Consider the following 18,421-nt stretch of genomic DNA (forward strand, 5'->3'; position numbering starts at 1 on the left):
GGCGCTGGACCGATGGTGTTCCGCCTGCCGAACGAGGAGGGTCGACCCCGGTGACCGACGACGCCCGCGCTCGCAAGCGTGCCCTGCTGCGGCAGCGGCTCGCCAAGTCCGGACTCGCCGCCGCCGAGGTCGCGCCGATCACCCGCCGCGCGCCCGGGTCACCGGCACCGCTCTCCGACGCGCAGCGGCGGATGTGGCTGCTCCAGCGGCTGGACCCGGAGTCGACCGGTTATGTCCTGTGCGCGGCCATCCGGTTGTCGGGGGCGCTCGACACCGACGCGTTGCTCGCCGCGATCGCCGCCGCCTGTCGTCGGCACGAGGTGCTGAGCACCGTGTACCCGGATGCCGGGGGGCAGGTCGTGCTGGCCGGGGTGAGCCCGGTTCCGGTGCTGGTCGAGGGGGACGAGCGCGCTGTCCGGGAGGTCGTCGCGGAGCTGGGGCGGACGCCGTTCGACCTCGCCGAGGAGTCGCCGCTGCGGGTGCGGGTGGTCAAGGCGGCGCCTGATCAGCACGTCCTCGTGCTCGTCGCGCACCACATCGCCTGGGACGACAGTTGCTGGGAGATCCTGCTGGGCGACATCTCCGCCGCCTACCGCGGCCGGGACCTGGTGGCGCCTGCGGTGGACTACGCCGACTACGCCGCCTGGGAGCAGGGGCAGGACCGCTCGGCGCAGATGGAGTACTGGCGCTCGAAGCTGACGCCGCTGCCGGAGCCCCTGGCGTTGCCGCTGGACCGGCCGCGACCGCAGAAAGTGGGCGAGGACGGCGGGCGGCGGCACCGGGCCGTGCCCGTCGCCCGACAGGTCAAGGAGTTCGCGCGGGCCGAGGGTGTCACCCCGTTCATGGTGCTGTCGGCGGTCGTGTCGGCGGTCCTGCACCGCTACACCGGCAACCCCGACATCACGCTCGGCACGCCGACGGTCGACCGCTCGCGCGACGAGGTCGCCGGGGTGGTCGGGAACTTCGGCAACACCGTCGTGCTGCGCTCCACAGTGGATGGTCACGGCAGCTTCCGGGAACTCCTCGCGCACGTCCGCGAGGTGTGCGCCGGGGCATACGCGAACGCGACCCTGCCGTTCGACCGGCTCGTCGCCGACCTCGCCCCCGAGCGCGGGTCGACCTCGGTGCTGTTCGACGTGCTGTTCTCCCTGCGCACCGAGGTCCTGCGCGGGCTCGACATCCCCGGGGTGACCGCCGCCGACATCCCGGTGCACAACGGCACCGCGCAGTTCGACCTGGCCTTCGCCGCCGTCCTCACCGACGACTCCCTCGACCTCGAAGCGACCTACCGCACCGAACTCTTCGACAGCGAGACCGCCGACGCGCTGCTGCGGCACACCGACCGGCTGCTGCGCGCCGTCCTGGCCGACCCGGACGTGCGCGTCGCCGACGTCGACCTGCTCGGCCCCGAGCGCGACCGCGTCCTGCGCGACTGGAACGCCACGACCGCCGAGGTGCCCGCGACGACCCTGCCGGAACTGCTGGCCGCCCAGGTCGCGGCGACCCCGTCGGCCCCGGCGCTGGTGTTCGAGGGGCGGCGGCTGACCTACGCCGAGTTCGACGCCGAGACCGCCCGGGTGGCCGCCGCGCTGCCCGGGGTGGGGCCGGAGAGCGTGGTGGCGCTGCTGCTGCCGCGCTCGGTCGAACTGGTGGTGGGCATCTGGGGGGTGCTGCGCGCGGGCGGGGCGTACCTGCCGGTGGACCCGGACTACCCGGCCGACCGCATCGCGTACATGCTCGGCGACGCGCGGCCGGTCACCGTCCTGACCACGCGGGCGATGCTCGACCGGTTGCCACCGGGCACCCCGCACATCCTGCTCGATGCGCCGCTTCCGACCGGTGTTGCGTCTACTGTGGAGCTTCGGCCGGAACACCCGGCCTACGTGATCTACACTTCCGGGTCGACCGGGCGCCCCAAGGGGGTGGTGGTCCCGCACGCGGGGATCGTCAACCGGTTGCTGTGGATGCAGGACGAGTACCGGCTTGTGCCGGGGGAGCCGGTCCTGCAGAAGACGCCGTCGAGCTTCGACGTGTCGGTGTGGGAGTTCTGCTGGCCGCTCATCGTCGGCGCGACGCTGGTGGTGGCGCGGCCGGAGGGGCACCGCGACCCGTCGTACCTGTCCGAGCTGATCCGGGTCGAGGGTGTGACGACTGTCCACTTCGTACCCTCGATGTTGCGGGCGTTCCTCGCCGACCCGACGGCGGCGCGGTGCACGGGGCTGCGGCGGGTGCTGTGCAGCGGTGAGGCGCTGCCCGCCGACCTGGCTTCGGCGTTCGCGTCCGTGCTGCCCTCGGTGGAGCTGCACAACCTGTACGGGCCCACGGAAGCGTCGGTCGACGTCAGCTCGCAGCCGAGTGTGCCCGGGCTGACCACGGCAACGGTCCCGATCGGGCGACCGGTGTGGAACACGTCGCTGTACGTGCTGGACCGGGACCTGCGGCCGGTGCCCGCCGGGGTGGCCGGGGAGCTGTACATCGCGGGCGTGCAGCTCGCACGGGCGTACCTGGGGCGGCCGGACCTGACGGCGTCGCGGTTCGTGGCCGACCCGCACGGGAAGCCCGGATCGCGGATGTACCGGACCGGCGACGTGGCCCGGTTCTCCCGCGACGGGGTGCTGGAATACCTCGGGCGGGCCGACGACCAGGTGAAGCTGCGCGGACTGCGGATCGAACTGGGCGAGATCGAGGCGGTGCTGGCAGGCCGGCCCGGGGTCCGGGGCGCGGCGGTCGCGGTGCGATCCGGTCAACTGGTGGCGTTCCTGGTCGGCGACGCCGACTGGGAATCGGTCCGCGCCGAGGCGGCGGCGGTGCTGCCGGAGTACATGGTGCCCACGGCGTGCGTGCCCGTGCCGTCGCTGCCGCTGAGCCCGAGCGGCAAGCTCGACCGCAAGCGCTTGACCATCGCCGAGGAGTACGCCCCCCGCACGACGGCGGTCGCCCGGGAGCCGCGCACCGACCGCGAACGGGTGCTGTGCGCCCTGGTGGCGGAGGTCCTGAACCGGCCGACCGTCGCCCCCGACGACCGCTTCTTCACCATCGGCGGCGACAGCATCCAGGCCATCACCCTGGTCGGCCGCGCCCGCGCGGCGGGCCTGGAGTTCACCCCGCGCGACGTGTTCGACCAGCAGACCCCGGCGGGCCTCGCCGCGGTCGCCGTCGAGGCCGAAGCAGACGTGCACGCCGTCGACGGCACCGGCGAGGTCCCCGCCACCCCCATCATGGAATGGCTCCGCGCCCGCGGCGACGCCATCGCCCGGTTCAGCCAGACCATCCAGCTCCAGGTCCCCCCGGGCACCGACCTCGCCCCGCTCACCGCCGCCCTGCAAGCCGTCCTCGACCACCACGACGCCCTCCGCGCCCGCCTGCTCCGCTGGGCCGACACCCCGTGGCAGCTCGACATCCCCGCCCCCGGCGTCCTCGACGCCGCGGCGATCCTGCGCCGCATCGACACCACGGGCCTCCCCGCACACGCCGTCGACGCCCTGGTGGACGCCGAAACCACCGCCCACCGCGACCGCCTCGACCCCGACGCGGGCGCCATGACCTGGCTGACCTGGCTCGACGCGGGCGCCGACGAACCGGGCCGCCTGGTCTGGACCGCGCACCACCTGGTCGTGGACGGCGTCTCGTGGCGAGTCCTGATGACCGACCTCGCCGACGCCCACGCACCCGCCGCGGCGGGTGCCGAGCCGGCGCTGCCCGCCGTCCGCACCTCCCTGCGGGCGTGGTCCCGCAGCCTCCCCAGCCACGTCCCCGCCGCGACCCGGCGACCGTGGCCCGCCTCCGACCAGGAGCACCTTCCCATGTCCCGCCCGCTGGACCCCACCAGAGACACCGCCGCCACCGCGGCCCACCTCCGCCGCACCCTCGACGCCACCGCCACGGTCCCCCTCCTCGAAGACGTCCCCGCCGCCTTCCACGCCACCACCCACGACGTCCTCCTCGCCGCCCTGGTCATCGCCACCACCGACTGGCGCCGCCGCCACGGCGGCCACGGCACCGCCCTGACGGTCGACCTCGAAGGCCACGGCCGAGACCTCGGCGGCGACCTCTCCCGCACCGTCGGCTGGTTCACCAGCCTGTACCCGGTCCGCCTCGACCCCGGCCCGGTCGACCCGGACGACGCCATGGCGGGCGGCTCCGCCGCGGGCGAGGCCCTGCGCCGGGCCAAGGAACAACTGGCGGCCATCCGGGACGCGTCCACCCTGTACGGCATCGCCCGCTACCTCGGCGGGGCCGTCGAACCCGGTCCCGCCCCGATGATCGGCTTCAACTACCTGGGCCGCTTCGACGCCTCCGGCACCGACTGGGGCCTGACCGGCGACGGCCGGGCCATGCGGGCCGGGGTGGACCCCGAACTCGCGGTGGCCCACGCCATCGAGGTCACCGCGGACGTGCGCGACCACCCGGACGGCCCCCGGCTCTCGGTGACCTGGGAGTGGGCCGCCGGAGTGCTGTCCGAACACGCGGTCAACGACCTGGCCCACGCCTGGTTCCGGGCACTCGCGGGCCTCGCCGCCCACGCGAAGACCACCCGAACCACCCTGACCCCCGCCGACGTCGCTTTGACCGGCCTGGACCAGCCCGCCATCACCGCCCTGACCGCCGGCGTCGACGCGGTCGACATCCTCCCGCTCACGCCACTGGCAGAGGGCCTGCTCTACCACGCCCTGGGCGGCAGCGACCGCCTGCTGGACGCGGACCACCGCGCGCGGGGTGCGAACGGCCTTCCGCCGGGCGCGGACGGTTCCCCGTCCGGTGCGAGCGCCGACCGGCCTGCTGCGGACCAGCGCGTGCGGGACGGCCACGGCGGTGCCGAGGGGGTGGGCCCCAGCGGTGCGGGGCCGGACCTCGGCGGCGCGGAACCGGGCGGCGGTGGTGTGGGAGCGGACCCCTACACCGTGCAGCTCAGTGTCGAGTTGCGTGGGGACGTTGACCCGACTGTGCTCCGGCGTGCCGCGAACTCGGTCGTGCGGCGGCATCCTGTGTTGCGGTCGCGGTTTCGGACCGCGCCCGATGGGCGGGCGTTCGCCGTGATCGCCAAGGACGCCGTGGCTGAGTTCACCGTTGCCGAGGTGGTCGATGAGCGGGCCGAGCGGGAGAAGCCGTTCGACGTCGTCAACGGGCCGCTTGTTCGGTTTTCGTATGCGCGTGGCGGGCAGCTCGTGCTGACCTGTCATCACCTCCTGATGGACGGGTGGTCTCTCGCGGTCGTGCTGCGGGAGTTGTTCGAGTTGTACGGCACGGGGGGTGACCACGCGCCGCTCAAGCCTGCGCCTCCTTATCGGGATTACCTTGCCTGGCTTGCTGGTCGGGACACCGATGCTGCCGTGCACGCGTGGCGGCGCGCGCTGGCCGGTGTCGACACCCCGCCTCCTGCGGTGGCCACGGGGGCGCCTCGGCAGTTGAGTCGGGACATCGCCGCCGCGGGGATCGCTGAGCGGGCGCGGCGGTTGGGTGTCACGGTCAACACCGTTGTGCAGGGGGCTTGGGCGTTGTTGCTCAGTGCGAGCACGGGGCGCACTGATGTGGTGTTCGGGACCGCCGTGGCGGGGCGGCCCGGGGAACTGGTTGACGTCGAGCGGATGGTGGGGTTGTTCGTCAACACCGTGCCGGTCCGGGTCACCCTCGATCCGCGGGAAACCGTGGGTGAGCTGTTGGGCAGGGTGCAGCGCGAGCAGGCCGCCCTGCTCGACCACCAGCACCTGGGGTTGGCCGACATCCAGCGGGCCGCCGGGCGCGACCGGCTGTTCGACAGCCTGGTGGTGTTCGAGAACTACCCGCTCAGCCCGGCTGACCTGCCGGACCCCGGGCCCGGGGTGGCGGTCGTCGGGGTGCGCGGGCACGACGCCACGCACTACCCGCTCGGGTTGACGGTGCTCCCGGTGGGCGACCGGCTCACGCTCGCCATTGACCACCGGGGGCCTGCCGTTTCCAAGACGGCGGCTCAGCGGATGTTGGATCACCTCCTTTCCCTGCTGGAACTGGATTCCGATGTCCGTGTGGGGACATTAGACCTGACCACCGACAAAGCCGCGTCGATCCATCCACAGGCGACCCGGACCCTGCCGGAGTTCTTCCGGGAGCAGGTCAGGAGCACGCCGGACGCCCCCGCGCTGACCGGGGCGGCGCGGGACCGGACCTTCGCGGAGCTGGACGCCCACACCGATCGGGTGGCGCGGGTGCTCGCCGCGCACGGGGTCGGGCCGGAGGTGGCCGTCGGGCTCGCCCTGCCGCGCGGGGAGATGGTGGTCGGGTTGCTGGCCGCGTTGAAGGCGGGCGGGGTGGCCGTGCCGATCGACCTGGCGTACCCGGCCGACCGGATTCGGCACATGCTCGACGACGCCGCGCCCCGGGTTGTCCTGTCCACACAGGACATGGACCACCCGTGCGTCATCCGGCTCGACGACCTCCCGGAGGCCGAGGTCGAGCCGGTGGCGGCGACCACCGCGAACGCGGCCTACACCATCTACACCTCCGGCTCGACCGGGCTGCCCAAGGGCGTCGTGGTCGACCACGGCAACCTCGCCACCCTGTTCACCGGCCACCGCGACACCCTCTTCCGCCAGGCGGGCGGGCGCACGCTGCGGGTCGCGCACACCGCCTCCTTCTCCTTCGACTCCGCCTGGGACCCGGTGTTGTGGCTGGTCGCCGGTCACCTCCTCGACGTCGTCGACGACACCACCCTGCGCGACGCGGAGGCGCTGGCCGCCTACGTCGCCGACCGGCGGATCGACTACCTGGACCTGACCCCCGCGCACCTCGCGGCCGTCGTGGAGCACGGGCTGCTCGACGACGGCGGGCACCGGCCGGAGCTGCTGGTCGTCGGCGGGGAAGCGGTGCCCGCGAGCCTGTGGGAGCGGCTGCTCGACGTGCCGGGCAGCACCCCGCACAACCTCTACGGCCCGACTGAGACCACGGTCGACGCCTACCGGTGGGACCGCACCGGCGGCGCCGCCGTCGCGGGCGCCCGGCTGTCCATCCTGGACGGTTTCCTGCGGCCGGTGCTGCCGGGTGCGGTGGGGGAGCTGTACGTCGGCGGCCCCGGTGTCGCGCGCGGTTACCTCAACCGGCCGGGGTTGACGGCGGAGCGGTTCGTCGCGGGCCCGAACGGGTCGCGGTTGTACCGGACGGGTGATCTGGCGCGGTTCGACGACCACGGGGTGCTCGTCTACGTGGGTCGGGCCGACGACCAGGTGAAGATCCGCGGGTTCCGGGTGGAACCGGGTGAGGTAGAGGCCGCGCTGCTGCGGCACCCGTCGGTGTCGGCGGCGGCCGTGGTGGTGCGCGACGAGCGGTTGGTCGCCTACGTCGTGGGCGGGGTGGCCGAGGAGTTGCGGGCGCACCTGTCCGACGTGCTGCCCGCGCACCTGGTGCCCGCCGCGTTCGTGGCGCTGGCCGAGCTGCCGCTGACGCCCAACGGGAAGCTGGACCGGGTGGCGCTGCCCGCGCCCGCCGCGGGGACGGCTTACCGGGCGCCGCGCGACCCGCGCGAGCAGATCGTGTGCGGGCTGTTCGCCGACGTGCTCGGGGTTCCGGCGGTCGGTGTCGACGACGACTTCTTCCAGCTCGGCGGACATTCGCTGCTGGCCAGTCGGCTGGTGAGCCGCATCCGGTCGGTGCTGTCGGTGGAGCTGCCGGTGCGGGCGCTGTTCGACTCGCCGACCCCGGCCGGGGTGGCGCTGGCGGTGCGCGACGGTGGTGCGGCGCGTCCGCCGCTGGTCGCCCGGGAGCGGCCGGAGGTGGCGCCGCTGTCGTTCGCGCAGCAGCGGCTGTGGTTCCTGCACCAACTGGAGGGGCCGAGCCCGACCTACAACATCGCGGCGGCGCTGCGGCTGCGCGGCGCGCTGGACGTGGCGGCGCTGACGGCGGCGGTGGACGACGTGGTGGCGCGGCACGAGGCGCTGCGGACGGTGTTCCCCGTGGTCGACGGGGTCGCCCGGCAGGTCGTGCGGGACCGGGCGGACACCGGGCTCGTGGTCGTCGACGGCGTGGACCTCACCTCGGCAGCCCAGTACGAGTTCGCGCTCGCGGTGCAGACGCCGCTGCGGGTGACGCTGTTCCGCGCCGCGCCGGACGAGCACGTGCTGCTGTTCACGCTGCACCACATCGCCGGTGACGGGTGGTCGTTCACCCCGCTGACCAGGGACCTCGCCACCGCCTACCGGGCGAGGATCGCGGGTGAAAGTCCTGAGTGGACTCCGTTGCCGGTTCAGTACTCGGACTTCTCCGCGTGGCAGCGGGAGCTGCTTGACGGTGCCGAGGCCGAGCGGCAGGCGCAGTACTGGCGCGCGGCGCTGGCGGGCATCCCGGACGAGCTGGTCCTGCCGACCGACCGGCCGCGACCCGCCGAGTCGTCCTACCGCGGCGGGCTGGTGGAGTTCGCGATCCCGGACGGGCTGGCGCGGCAGGTGCGCGCGGTCGCGGGGGCGGTCGGGGTCAGCCCGTTCATGGTGTTCCAGGCGGCGCTGGCCGTGGTGCTGCAACGGCTCGGCGCGGGCACCGACATCCCGCTGGGCACCCCGGTCGCCGGGCGGCTGGACTCGGCGCTGGACGACGTCGTCGGGTCGTTCGTGAACACGCTGGTGCTGCGGACGGACATGTCCGGCGACCCGACCGTGCGGGAGCTGCTGGGGCGGGTGCGGCAGGTCGCGCTGGGCGCCTTCGAGCACCAGGACCTGCCGTTCGAGCGGCTGGTGGAGCTCCTGAACCCGGTGCGGTCGGCGGCCAGGCACCCGCTGTTCCAGGTGATGCTCGCCTACCAGAACAACGCGCCGGTGCGGCTGGAGCTGCCGGGGCTGGAGGTGTCCGACCAGGTCGTCGACACCGGGGTCTCCTCGTTCGACCTGACCTTCACCGTGGTCGACGAGCCGGGCGCGGCGATGACCGGGTTCGTCGAGTACAGCGCCGACCTGTTCGACGCGGCGACCGCCGCGGGCGTGGCCGAGCGGCTGGTGCGGGTGCTCGCCGGGTTCGTGTCCGATGTGGACGCCCCGGTGTCGGCCGTGTCGGTGCTGTCGGCCGAGGAGCGGCGGTCGCTGCGGTCGGGTGGGGCTGTCGCGCTGGAGGCGCTCGAGTCGGTCGTCCCGCTGCTGGCCGCGCAGGCCGGGGCCACGCCGGACGCGGTCGCGCTGGTCTCCGGGGAGCGGCGGGTGACCTTCGGCGAACTGGCGGCGCGGGTGTCGCGGGTCGCGGCCGGGCTGCGGGCGCGGGGTGTGGTGGCCGAGGCGCCGGTGGCGGTGTCGCTGCCGCGCTCGGCGGACGCGGTGGTGGCGCTGTTCGGCGTGCTGGCGGCGGGCGGGGTGTACGTCCCGGTCGACCCGGAGCACCCGGCGGAGCGGGTCGGGCAGATCCTCGCGGAGGTCCGGCCGGTGCTGAGGTTGTCCACAGGGGCGGACCTCGCCGACCTCGAACTGTCGGTGCCCTCGGGTAGCGTTGAAATCAGGGGTCCCCTTGGCGAGTTGATCATGGATTCGGCTCGGATCGGGGCTGGGGAAAGCGTTGTCGAGGCTGGCGAAAATGGTCGCTGGCCTGGGGAAGTCGCCGATGGTGCCCGGGGAGCTGCCAGCGGCGGAGGGGAAGCCGCCGGTGGGGTGAGCGGTGGTTGGGGGGCCGGGGTTCGGGGTGGGGACGCGGCGTACGTCGTCTACACGTCCGGGTCCACCGGGCGGGCCAAGGGGGTGGTGGTCGAGCACCGGGCGCTGGGGAACCTGTTCGCCGAGCACCGGGTGAACCTGTTCGGGCCGGAGGAGGCGCGCCTCGGGCGGAAGGCGCGGGTGGCGCTGACCGCTTCGTTCTCCTTCGACGCGGCGTGGGACGCGTTGCTGTGGCTGGTGGCCGGGCACGAGGTGCACGTGCTCGACGACGCGACCCGGGCTGATCCGCGGGCGGTCGAGTACTACGCGCGGCTGGAGCAGGTCGACGTGCTGGACGTGACGCCGTCGTTCGCCGGGCGGATGGGTGGGTGGCCGGGGGTTCTCGTCCTGGGTGGGGAGGCGGTCGACCCGGTGCTGTGGGAGGCCGTGGCGCGCAGCGGGACGCGCGGGTACAACCTGTACGGGCCGACCGAGTGCACTGTGGACGCCTTGCGGGCGGCTGTCGACGGCACGCCGAACGTGGGTGTGCCGGTGGCGAACACCGGGGCGTACGTGCTCGACGCTGCTTTGCGGCTGGTGCCCGCCGGGGTGGTCGGGGAGTTGTACCTCGGCGGGGCGCAGGTGGCGCGGGGGTACGTGCGGCAGCCGGGGAGGACCGCCGAGCGGTTCGTGGCGAACCCGTTCGGGGCGGCGGGCAGCAGGCTCTACCGGACCGGTGACCTGGTGCGGCGGCGCCCGGACGGGGTGTTGGAGTTCGTCGGCCGGGCGGATGAGCAGGTGAAGATCCGGGGGTACCGGATCGAGCCGGGGGAGGTCGCGGCCGCGCTGCTGGACCTGCCCGGGGTGACCGAGGCCGTGGTGGTGGCGCGGGACAACGCGCTCGTCGCCTACGTCGTCGGGGCGGTGGAGGGGTTGCGGTCCCGGCTCGCCGAGCGGTTGCCGGACTACATGGTGCCCGCGCACTTCGTGCCGGTCGACGGCATCCCGTTGACCGGCAACGGGAAGGTCGACAAGGCGGCCCTCCCGGCGCCCGAGCGCGGGCAGCGCGAGGACCGGCCGCGGACCGCGACCGAGGACGTCCTCTGCGCCGTGTTCGCCGACGTCCTCGGCCTGGACCGGGTGGGGCCCGAGGAGGGGTTCTTCGAGCTGGGTGGCGACAGCATCGTGTCGATCCAGCTCGTCAGCCGGGCCCGGGCGGCCGGGTTGCTGGTGACCGCCAAGGACGTGTTCCGCCACCACACCCCGGCCGCGCTCGCCGCCGTCGCGGTGCCGGTGGGGACCGAGGAGGGGGTCAGCGAACCGGAGGGCGCCGCGCTCGGATTGGTGCCGGAGACGCCGATCGTGGCGTGGCTTCGGGAGGTGGGTGGGCCGATCGGGCGGTTCAGCCAGTCGATGGTGCTGCGCGTTCCGCCGGGCAGTGCGCAGCGGTACGCGCAGGCGCTGCAAACCGTCCTCGACCGGCACGACGCGCTGCGCGCCCGGTTGCACCGGGGGGACACCTGGTCGTTGGAGGTCGGGCCGGTCGGGTCGGTGGCGGCGGTGACCTGCTTGCGGCGGGTCCCGCTGGACGGCGCCGAGGTGGCCGCCGAGGCCGAGCAGGCGCAGGCCGGGCTCGACCCCGACGCCGGGCGCATGGTGCGGGCGGTGTGGTTCGACGCGGGCGCCGAACCGGGGTTGCTGCTGCTCGTGGTGCACCACCTGGTGGTCGACGGGGTGTCGTGGCGGGTGATCACCGACGACCTGCGGGCGGCGTGGGAGACCGGGGCCGCGACCACGGTCCCCGGCACGTCGCTGCGCGGGTGGGCGCGGCTGCTGGGTGAGCAGGCGACCCGGCCCGCCGCGCTGGCCGAGTTGGCCGTGTGGCGGGAGGTCGGGTCGCACGAACCCGGCCTGGCGCTGCGCCGCGCCCTCGACCCGGCCACCGACACCACCGCCACCCTGCGCTCGCTCACCCGCACGCTGCCCGCCGAGCACACCGAGCCGCTGCTGAGCACGGTCCCGGCCCGCTTCCACGGCGGGGTCGACGACGTGCTCCTGGCCGGGCTGGCGCTCGCGGCGAAGGACGGGCTGCTGGTGGAGCTGGAGGGCCACGGACGGGAGACCGAGGTCGCGGAGGCGGCCGGGTTGCGGGCCGACCTGTCGACAACCGTCGGCTGGTTCACCTCCGCCTACCCGGTGCACCTCGCCCCCGCCTCCGACGCGGAGAAGGCGGTCAAGACGGTGAAGGAGCAGTTGCGCGCCCTGCCGCGCGACGGCATCGGCTTCGGCCTGCTGCGCCACCTCAACCCGTCGACCCGGGCGGAGTTGGCGCACGTCAAGCCGCTGGTGAGCTTCAACTACCTGGGCCGGTTCAGCGGCGGCTGCGACGCGCTGTGGTCGGTGGCCGACGAGTCCACCGCCGTGCCGCTGGGTGCCGACGCGGACATGCCGGTCCCGCACGCCCTGGACATCACCGCCGCCACCTGGGACCTGCCGACCGGGCCCGAGCTGACCGTCACCTGGTCCTGGCCCGACGGGGTGCTGGACGAGGCGGCGGTGACCGCGCTGGCCGACGGGTGGTTCGCCGGGCTGATCGCCATCACCCGCGCCGAGGCGGGCGGGCACACCCCCTCCGACCTGGACCTGGTCGACCTGAGCCAGGACGAGATCGACGAGTTCGAAGCCGAATGGAGCACCAGTGAGTAGGCCCAAGGGGCTCGACGACATCCTGCCGCTCTCGCCGCTGGCCGAGGGGCTGCTGTTCCGGTCCGAACTGGACAGCACCGGCCCGGACGTCTACACGGTGCAGCTCGTGCTCGGCGTCGACGGCCCGCTCGACCCCGAGCGGCTGCGCCGGGCCGCCGAGGCGCTGCTGGTGCGGCACCCGAACCTGCGGGCGGGGTTCCGCCGCCGCAAGAACGGCACCGCCGTCGCGCTCATCCCCAGCCGCGTCGAGCTGCCCTGGCAGTACCTGGACCGGCCGGAGCACGACGTGGCCCTGGCCGAGCGGGAACGCCGGTTCGTGCCCGCCAAGCCACCGCTGATCCGGTTCGCGCTCGTCCGCGAGCACGACACCCGGCACCGGCTGGTGATCACCAACCACCACGTGCTGCTCGACGGCTGGTCGACGCCGCTGCTCGTGGCCGACCTGTTCGCCCTCTACGACGACCCGGCGTCGCTCAAGCCCGCGCCGCCGTACAAGGACTACCTGTCCTGGCTGGCCAGGCAGGACCGCCCGGCCGCCGAGTCGGCGTGGACGCGGGCGCTGGCCGGGTTCGCCGAGCCGAGCATGGTCGCCCCGAGCGAGGGCACCCGGGCGCCGCTGGCCCCGGAGCGGGTGGAGCGCACCCTCGACCCGGCGCTGAGCAGCGGCCTGGACGCGCTGGCCCGGGCGCGCGGGGTCACCGTGGCGACGGTCGTGCAACTGGTGTGGGGCACGCTGCTGGCCCGCGTCCTGGGCAGGCACGACGTCGCCTTCGGCACCACCGTCTCCGGGCGCCCGGCGGAGCTGCCCGGCGTCGAGGACATGGTGGGGCTGTTCATCAACACCGTGCCGGTCCGGATCACCCTGCGTCCACAGGAGACGGTCGCGGAAGCGCTCACCCGCGTGCGCGACGAGCAGGCGGCGCTGCTGGCCCACCAGCACCTGGGCCTGTCGGACATCCAGCGGCTCGTCGGCGGCGGCGACCTGTTCGACACCATGGCCGTGTTCGAGAACTACCCGTTCGACCAGGAGAAGGCGCGGGAACCCGTCGCCGGGCTGACCCTGTCGCCGGTCTCCGACAGCGACGCCGCGCACTACCCGCTCGGCCTGACCGCCCTGCCCGGCCGGGAACTGGCGCTGCACCTGGACTTCCGCCCGGACGTGTTCGACCGCGCGCACGTCGAACGCCTCGCCGACGCCGTGGCGCACCTGTTCGCGCAGGTCGTGGCGAACCCCGACCGGCCGGTGGGCACCCTCGGCCTCACCGCCGGGGTGCCCGGGGAGTGGAACGCCACCGGCACCCACCCGCGCACGACCCTGCCCGCCGAGTTCGCCAAGAACGTCCGGGCGAAGCCGAACGCCGAAGCGCTCGTCTGCGAAGGCGAGAGCCTGACGTATGCGGAGCTGGACGAGCGCACCGATGCTCTCGCCGCTGTGCTCCAGGGGCACGGCGTCGGACCGGAGCAGGTCGTGGCCGTCGCCGTGCCGCGCGGGGTGGACCTGGTCGTCTCGCTGCTGGCCGTGCTCAAGGCGGGCGGCGCCTACCTGGCGCTGGACCCTGACTACCCGGACGACCGCCTCGCCCTGATGGTCGACGACGCGCGGCCCACCGCCGCCATCGCCACCCCCGACCTCGCGGGCCGCCTCCCCGGCGTTCCGGTCGTCGACCCCACCGCCGCCGCTCCCGGCTTCACCGCCCCCGACCTGCTGCCTGAACACCCCGCCTACGTCATCTACACCTCCGGTTCCACCGGCAGGCCCAAGGGCGTGGTGGTCCCGCACGCGGGCATCGGCAAGCTCATCGCCACGCACACCGAGAAGCTGCTGGTCACCCCGGACAGCCGGGTCGCCCAGTTCGCCTCGCCCGGGTTCGACGTGGCCTGGTGGGACCTGGTGCAGGTCATGTGCACCGGCGGCACCCTGGTGGTCGTCCCCGCCGAGCGCCGCGTCGCCGGGCCCGCGCTCACCGACTACCTGCGCGAGCAGCGGGTCACGCACGCGATCCTGCCGCCCGCGCTGCTGGCCGCGCTCCCGGAGGAGGCCGCGCTGCCCGAGGGCATCACCCTGCTCGCGGGCACCGAGGAGGTGACGCCGAAGCTGGTGGACCGGTACTCGCCGAACCGGTTGATGTTCAACGCCTACGGGCCGACCGAGGTCAGCGTCAACTCCACGCTGGGCCGGTGCCGCCCCGGCATGTCCGCGCCGGTCCCGATCGGCCCGCCCGACCCCGGGACGCGCGCCCACGTGCTCGACTCCGGGCTCTCGCCCGTGCCGGTGGGCGTGGTGGGGGAGCTGTACTTGGCGGGTGACGGCCTGGCCCGCGGGTACCTCAACCGGTTCGACCTGACCGCCGAGCGGTTCGTCGCCGACCCGTTCGGCGAGCCCGGCACCCGGATGTACCGCACGGGCGACCTGGTGCGGTGGAACGCCGAGGGGGCGCTGGAGTTCGTCGGCCGGGCCGACGACCAGGTGAAGATCCGCGGGTTCCGGGTGGAGCCGGGGGAGATCGCGGCGGCGCTGCTGCGGCGGCCGGAGGTGTCGGCCGCGGTGGTCGTGGTCCGGCAGGACGGGCCGGGTCAGCGCTCGCTCGTCGCCTACCTCGTGCCCACCGCCGGGAGCACCGCCGACCCGGCTGAGCTGCGCAAAGCCCTCGCCGCGGAGTTGCCGTCGGCGTTCGTGCCGTCGGCGTTCGTGGTGCTGGACCGGTTGCCGGTGCTGCCCAGCGGCAAGCTCGACCGCAAGGCGCTGCCCGCCCCGGACGCCGCCGCGCAGCCCGCCGGGCGGCGCCCGCGCGACCCGCGCGAGGAACTGCTGTGCGCGGCGTTCGCCGAGGTGCTGGGCGTACCGGTGGGGATCGACGACGACTTCTTCGGCCTCGGCGGGCACTCGCTGCTGGTGCCCCGGCTGACCGGGCGCATCCGGGCGGTGCTGGGCGCGGACCTGCCGCTGCGTGCGGTGTTCGAAGCACCCACGGTGGCCGCGCTCGCCGCCCGGCTCGACGGGGCGCGCAGGCAGGTGCCGCTGGTCAAGGTCGCCCGTGGGGCCACACTGCCGCTGTCGTTCGCCCAGCAGCGGATGTGGTTCCTGTACCGGCTCGACGGTCCGACGCCCACCTACAACATCCCGTTCGCCATCAAGCTGACCGGCCCGCTGGACCGGCGAGCGCTCGCCGCCGCACTGTCCGATGTGGTCGGACGGCACGAGAGCCTGCGCACGGTGTACCCCGAGGTCGACGGCATCCCGCACCAGCACGTCCTCGCCGCCACCCCGACCCTGGACGTGGTGCCCGCCGCCGACGGCTCGCTGCCGTCGAAGCTGGCCGACGCCGCCGCGCACGCGTTCCGGCTCGACGAGGAGACCCCGTTCCGGGCCACGGCGTTCGCCGTGTCCGACACCGAGCACGTGCTGCTCCTGCTGGTGCACCACATCGCCGCCGACGGCGCCTCCGCGCTCCCGCTGCTCGACGACCTCAACACCGCCTATGCCGCCCGCGCCCACGGCCGAGCACCTGCTTGGCGTGAGCTGCCGGTGCAGTACGCCGACTACGCGGTCTGGCAGCGCGAACTGCTCGCCGACGACGGCGACGTGCTGCCGCAGCAGGTCGAGTTCTGGTCGCAAGCGCTTGCCGGGCTGCCCGAGGAGCTGTCGCTGCCCACCGACCGGCCCCGCCCGGCGGTGGCGGGCCGGGTCGCCGGTGACGTGGAGTTCGAGTTGCCCGCCGCGACCCACCGGGCGCTGCGCGAGCTGGCGAAGGCCACCGACACCAGCCTGTTCATGGTGTTGCAGGCGGGCCTCGCCGCCCTGCTGACCCGGCTCGGCGCGGGCACCGACATCCCCATCGGCGCCCCGATCGCGGGCCGCACCGACGACGCGCTCGACGACCTGGTGGGCTTCTTCGTCAACACCCTGGTCCTGCGCACCGACACCTCCGGCGACCCGGCGTTCACCGAGCTGCTGGGCCGGGTCCGGGAGTTCGACCTGGCCGCCTACGCCCACCAGGACATCCCGTTCGAGCGGCTGGTCGAGGTGCTCAACCCGGCCCGGTCGCTGGCCAGGCACGCGCTGTTCCAGGTGATGCTGGCCTTCCAGACGATGCCCGCCGACGCGCTGACCTTCGGCGACCTGGCGGTGGAACCGGCGTCCACCGGGCCGGGCGGGGCGAAGTTCGACCTGTCGTTCGACCTGCTGGAGGTCGAGGGCGCCGACGGGCTCAGCGGGGTGCTGGAGTACCGGGTCGACCTGTTCGACGCGGCCACCGCCGCCAACGTGGCCGAGCGGTTCGTCCGCTTCCTCGACGCCGTGGCCACCGACCCGAAGCGGCCCATCGGCCAGGTCGACATGTTGACCCCGGCCGAGCGCGACCGCGTCCTGCACGACTGGAACGACACCGCCCTGCCCTACGACGGGCCGGGCACGCTGCCGGAGCTGTTCGCCCACCAGGCCGCGGCCACCCCGGACGCGACCGCGCTGGTCTGCGAGGACACCCACTACACCTTCGCCGAGCTGGACGCCGCCGCGAACCGGTTGGCGCACGAGCTGATCGCGCGCGGGGCCGGGCCGGAGAAGGTCGTTGCCCTGTTGCTGCCGCGCACGGCCGAGACCGTCGTGGCGATCCTGGCGGTGCTCAAGTCCGGCGCCGCGTACCTGCCGATCGACCCGGCGTACCCGGCCGACCGACTGGAGTTCCTGCTCTCCGACGCCGATCCGGTGCTGGTGCTGCGGCCTGAGGACATGGTGGCGGATCTGGGCGCGCACCCGGCGACCGCCCCGGAGACCGGTCTGCGGCCCGAGCACCCGGCGTACGTGATCTACACCTCCGGGTCGACCGGGGTGCCCAAGGGCGTCGTGGTCGAGCACCGCAGCGTGGTCAACCTGTTCGCCTCGCACCGCGAGACGCTCTACCGGCCCACCGTGGACCGCGCGGGCGGGCGGCGGCTGCGGGTCGCGCACAGTTGGTCGTTCGCCTTCGACGCGTCCTGGCAGCCGCAGCTCTGGATGTTCGACGGGCACGCGCTGCACGTGGTCACCGAGGACGTCCAGCGCGACCCGGACCTGCTGGTCGGGTTGATCGAGCGGGACCGGATCGACTTCATCGAGGTCACCCCTTCGCACGCGGTGCAGCTCGCCGCCGCGGGCCTGTTCCGCGACGGCCGCTGCCCGCTGCTGGTGCTCGGCGTCGGCGGTGAGGCGGTGCCGTCCACGCTGTGGCGCGACATCCGCGAGCTGGAGGGCACCGAGGGGTACAACCTGTACGGCCCGACCGAGTCCACTGTGGACGCGCTGGCGGCGCGGATCGGCGCGAACCCGCGGCCGGTCGTCGGCCGCCCGACCGCGAACACCCGGGCCTACGTGCTCGACCGCGCGCTGCGGCCGGTGCCGCCCGGCGTGCTCGGTGAGCTGTACGTCGCGGGCGCCGGGCTCGCCCGCGGCTACCTCGACCGGGCCGGGCTGACCGCCGAGCGGTTCACCGCCGACCCGTACGGCCCCGCCGGGGCGCGGATGTACCGCACCGGCGACCTGGTGCGGTACCTGCCGGACGGGTCGTTGGACTACGTCGGCCGGGCCGACGACCAGGTCAAGGTGCGCGGCTTCCGCATCGAACCGGGCGAGATCGCGGCGGCCCTGTCGCGGCACGACTCGGTGGCCCAGGCCGTGGTCGACGTCCGCGAGGACACCCCGGGGGACAAGCGGATCGTCGGGTACGTGGTTCCGCGCACGACCCTCGACCTGCCCGCGTTGCGCGCGCACCTGTCCGCCGCCCTGCCGGACTACATGGTGCCCTCGGCTTTCGTGGAACTGGCGGCCCTGCCGCTGACCGCGCACGGCAAGCTCGACCGGCGAGCCCTGCCCGCCCCCGACCCGGCCCCGCCGACCGGCACCCGCGAACCGGCCACCCCGCTGGAGGAAGTCCTCTGCGCGGTGTTCGCCGAAGCGCTGGGCAAACCCCGCGTCGGCGCCGACGCCGACTTCTTCGCCGGTGGCGGGCACTCGCTGCTGCTGGTCCGGTTGCGCGACCGGATCGAGGCCGCCACCGGGCACCGGGTCGCCGTCGCCGACCTGTTCACCTCACCGACCCCGGCCGCGCTCGCCGAGCGCATCGCGGCCGCGTCCACGCACGACACCCCGGCCCTGAGGAGCTGAC

General features: G+C 74.3%; 2 protein-coding genes. Both read left to right on the forward strand.

Translation table 11 applies throughout. The annotated features are described in order from the left end of the window. Positions 1-50: 50 nt before the first annotated feature. Complete coding sequence (locus tag UO65_RS12435) at positions 51-12,281, forward strand: non-ribosomal peptide synthetase (RefSeq protein WP_035281929.1); 12,231 nt, start codon at positions 51-53, stop codon at positions 12,279-12,281. Continuing rightward, positions 12,274-18,420: a non-ribosomal peptide synthetase gene (locus tag UO65_RS12440; RefSeq protein ID WP_052021094.1), complete on the forward strand. Its 6,147-nt coding sequence runs from the start codon at positions 12,274-12,276 to the stop codon at positions 18,418-18,420. The genes UO65_RS12435 and UO65_RS12440 overlap by 8 nt, the downstream gene beginning before the upstream one ends. The last annotated feature ends 1 nt before the right edge of the window (position 18,421 follow it).

The organism is Actinokineospora spheciospongiae, from assembly GCF_000564855.1.
Classification (GTDB): Bacteria; Actinomycetota; Actinomycetes; order Mycobacteriales; family Pseudonocardiaceae; genus Actinokineospora; species Actinokineospora spheciospongiae.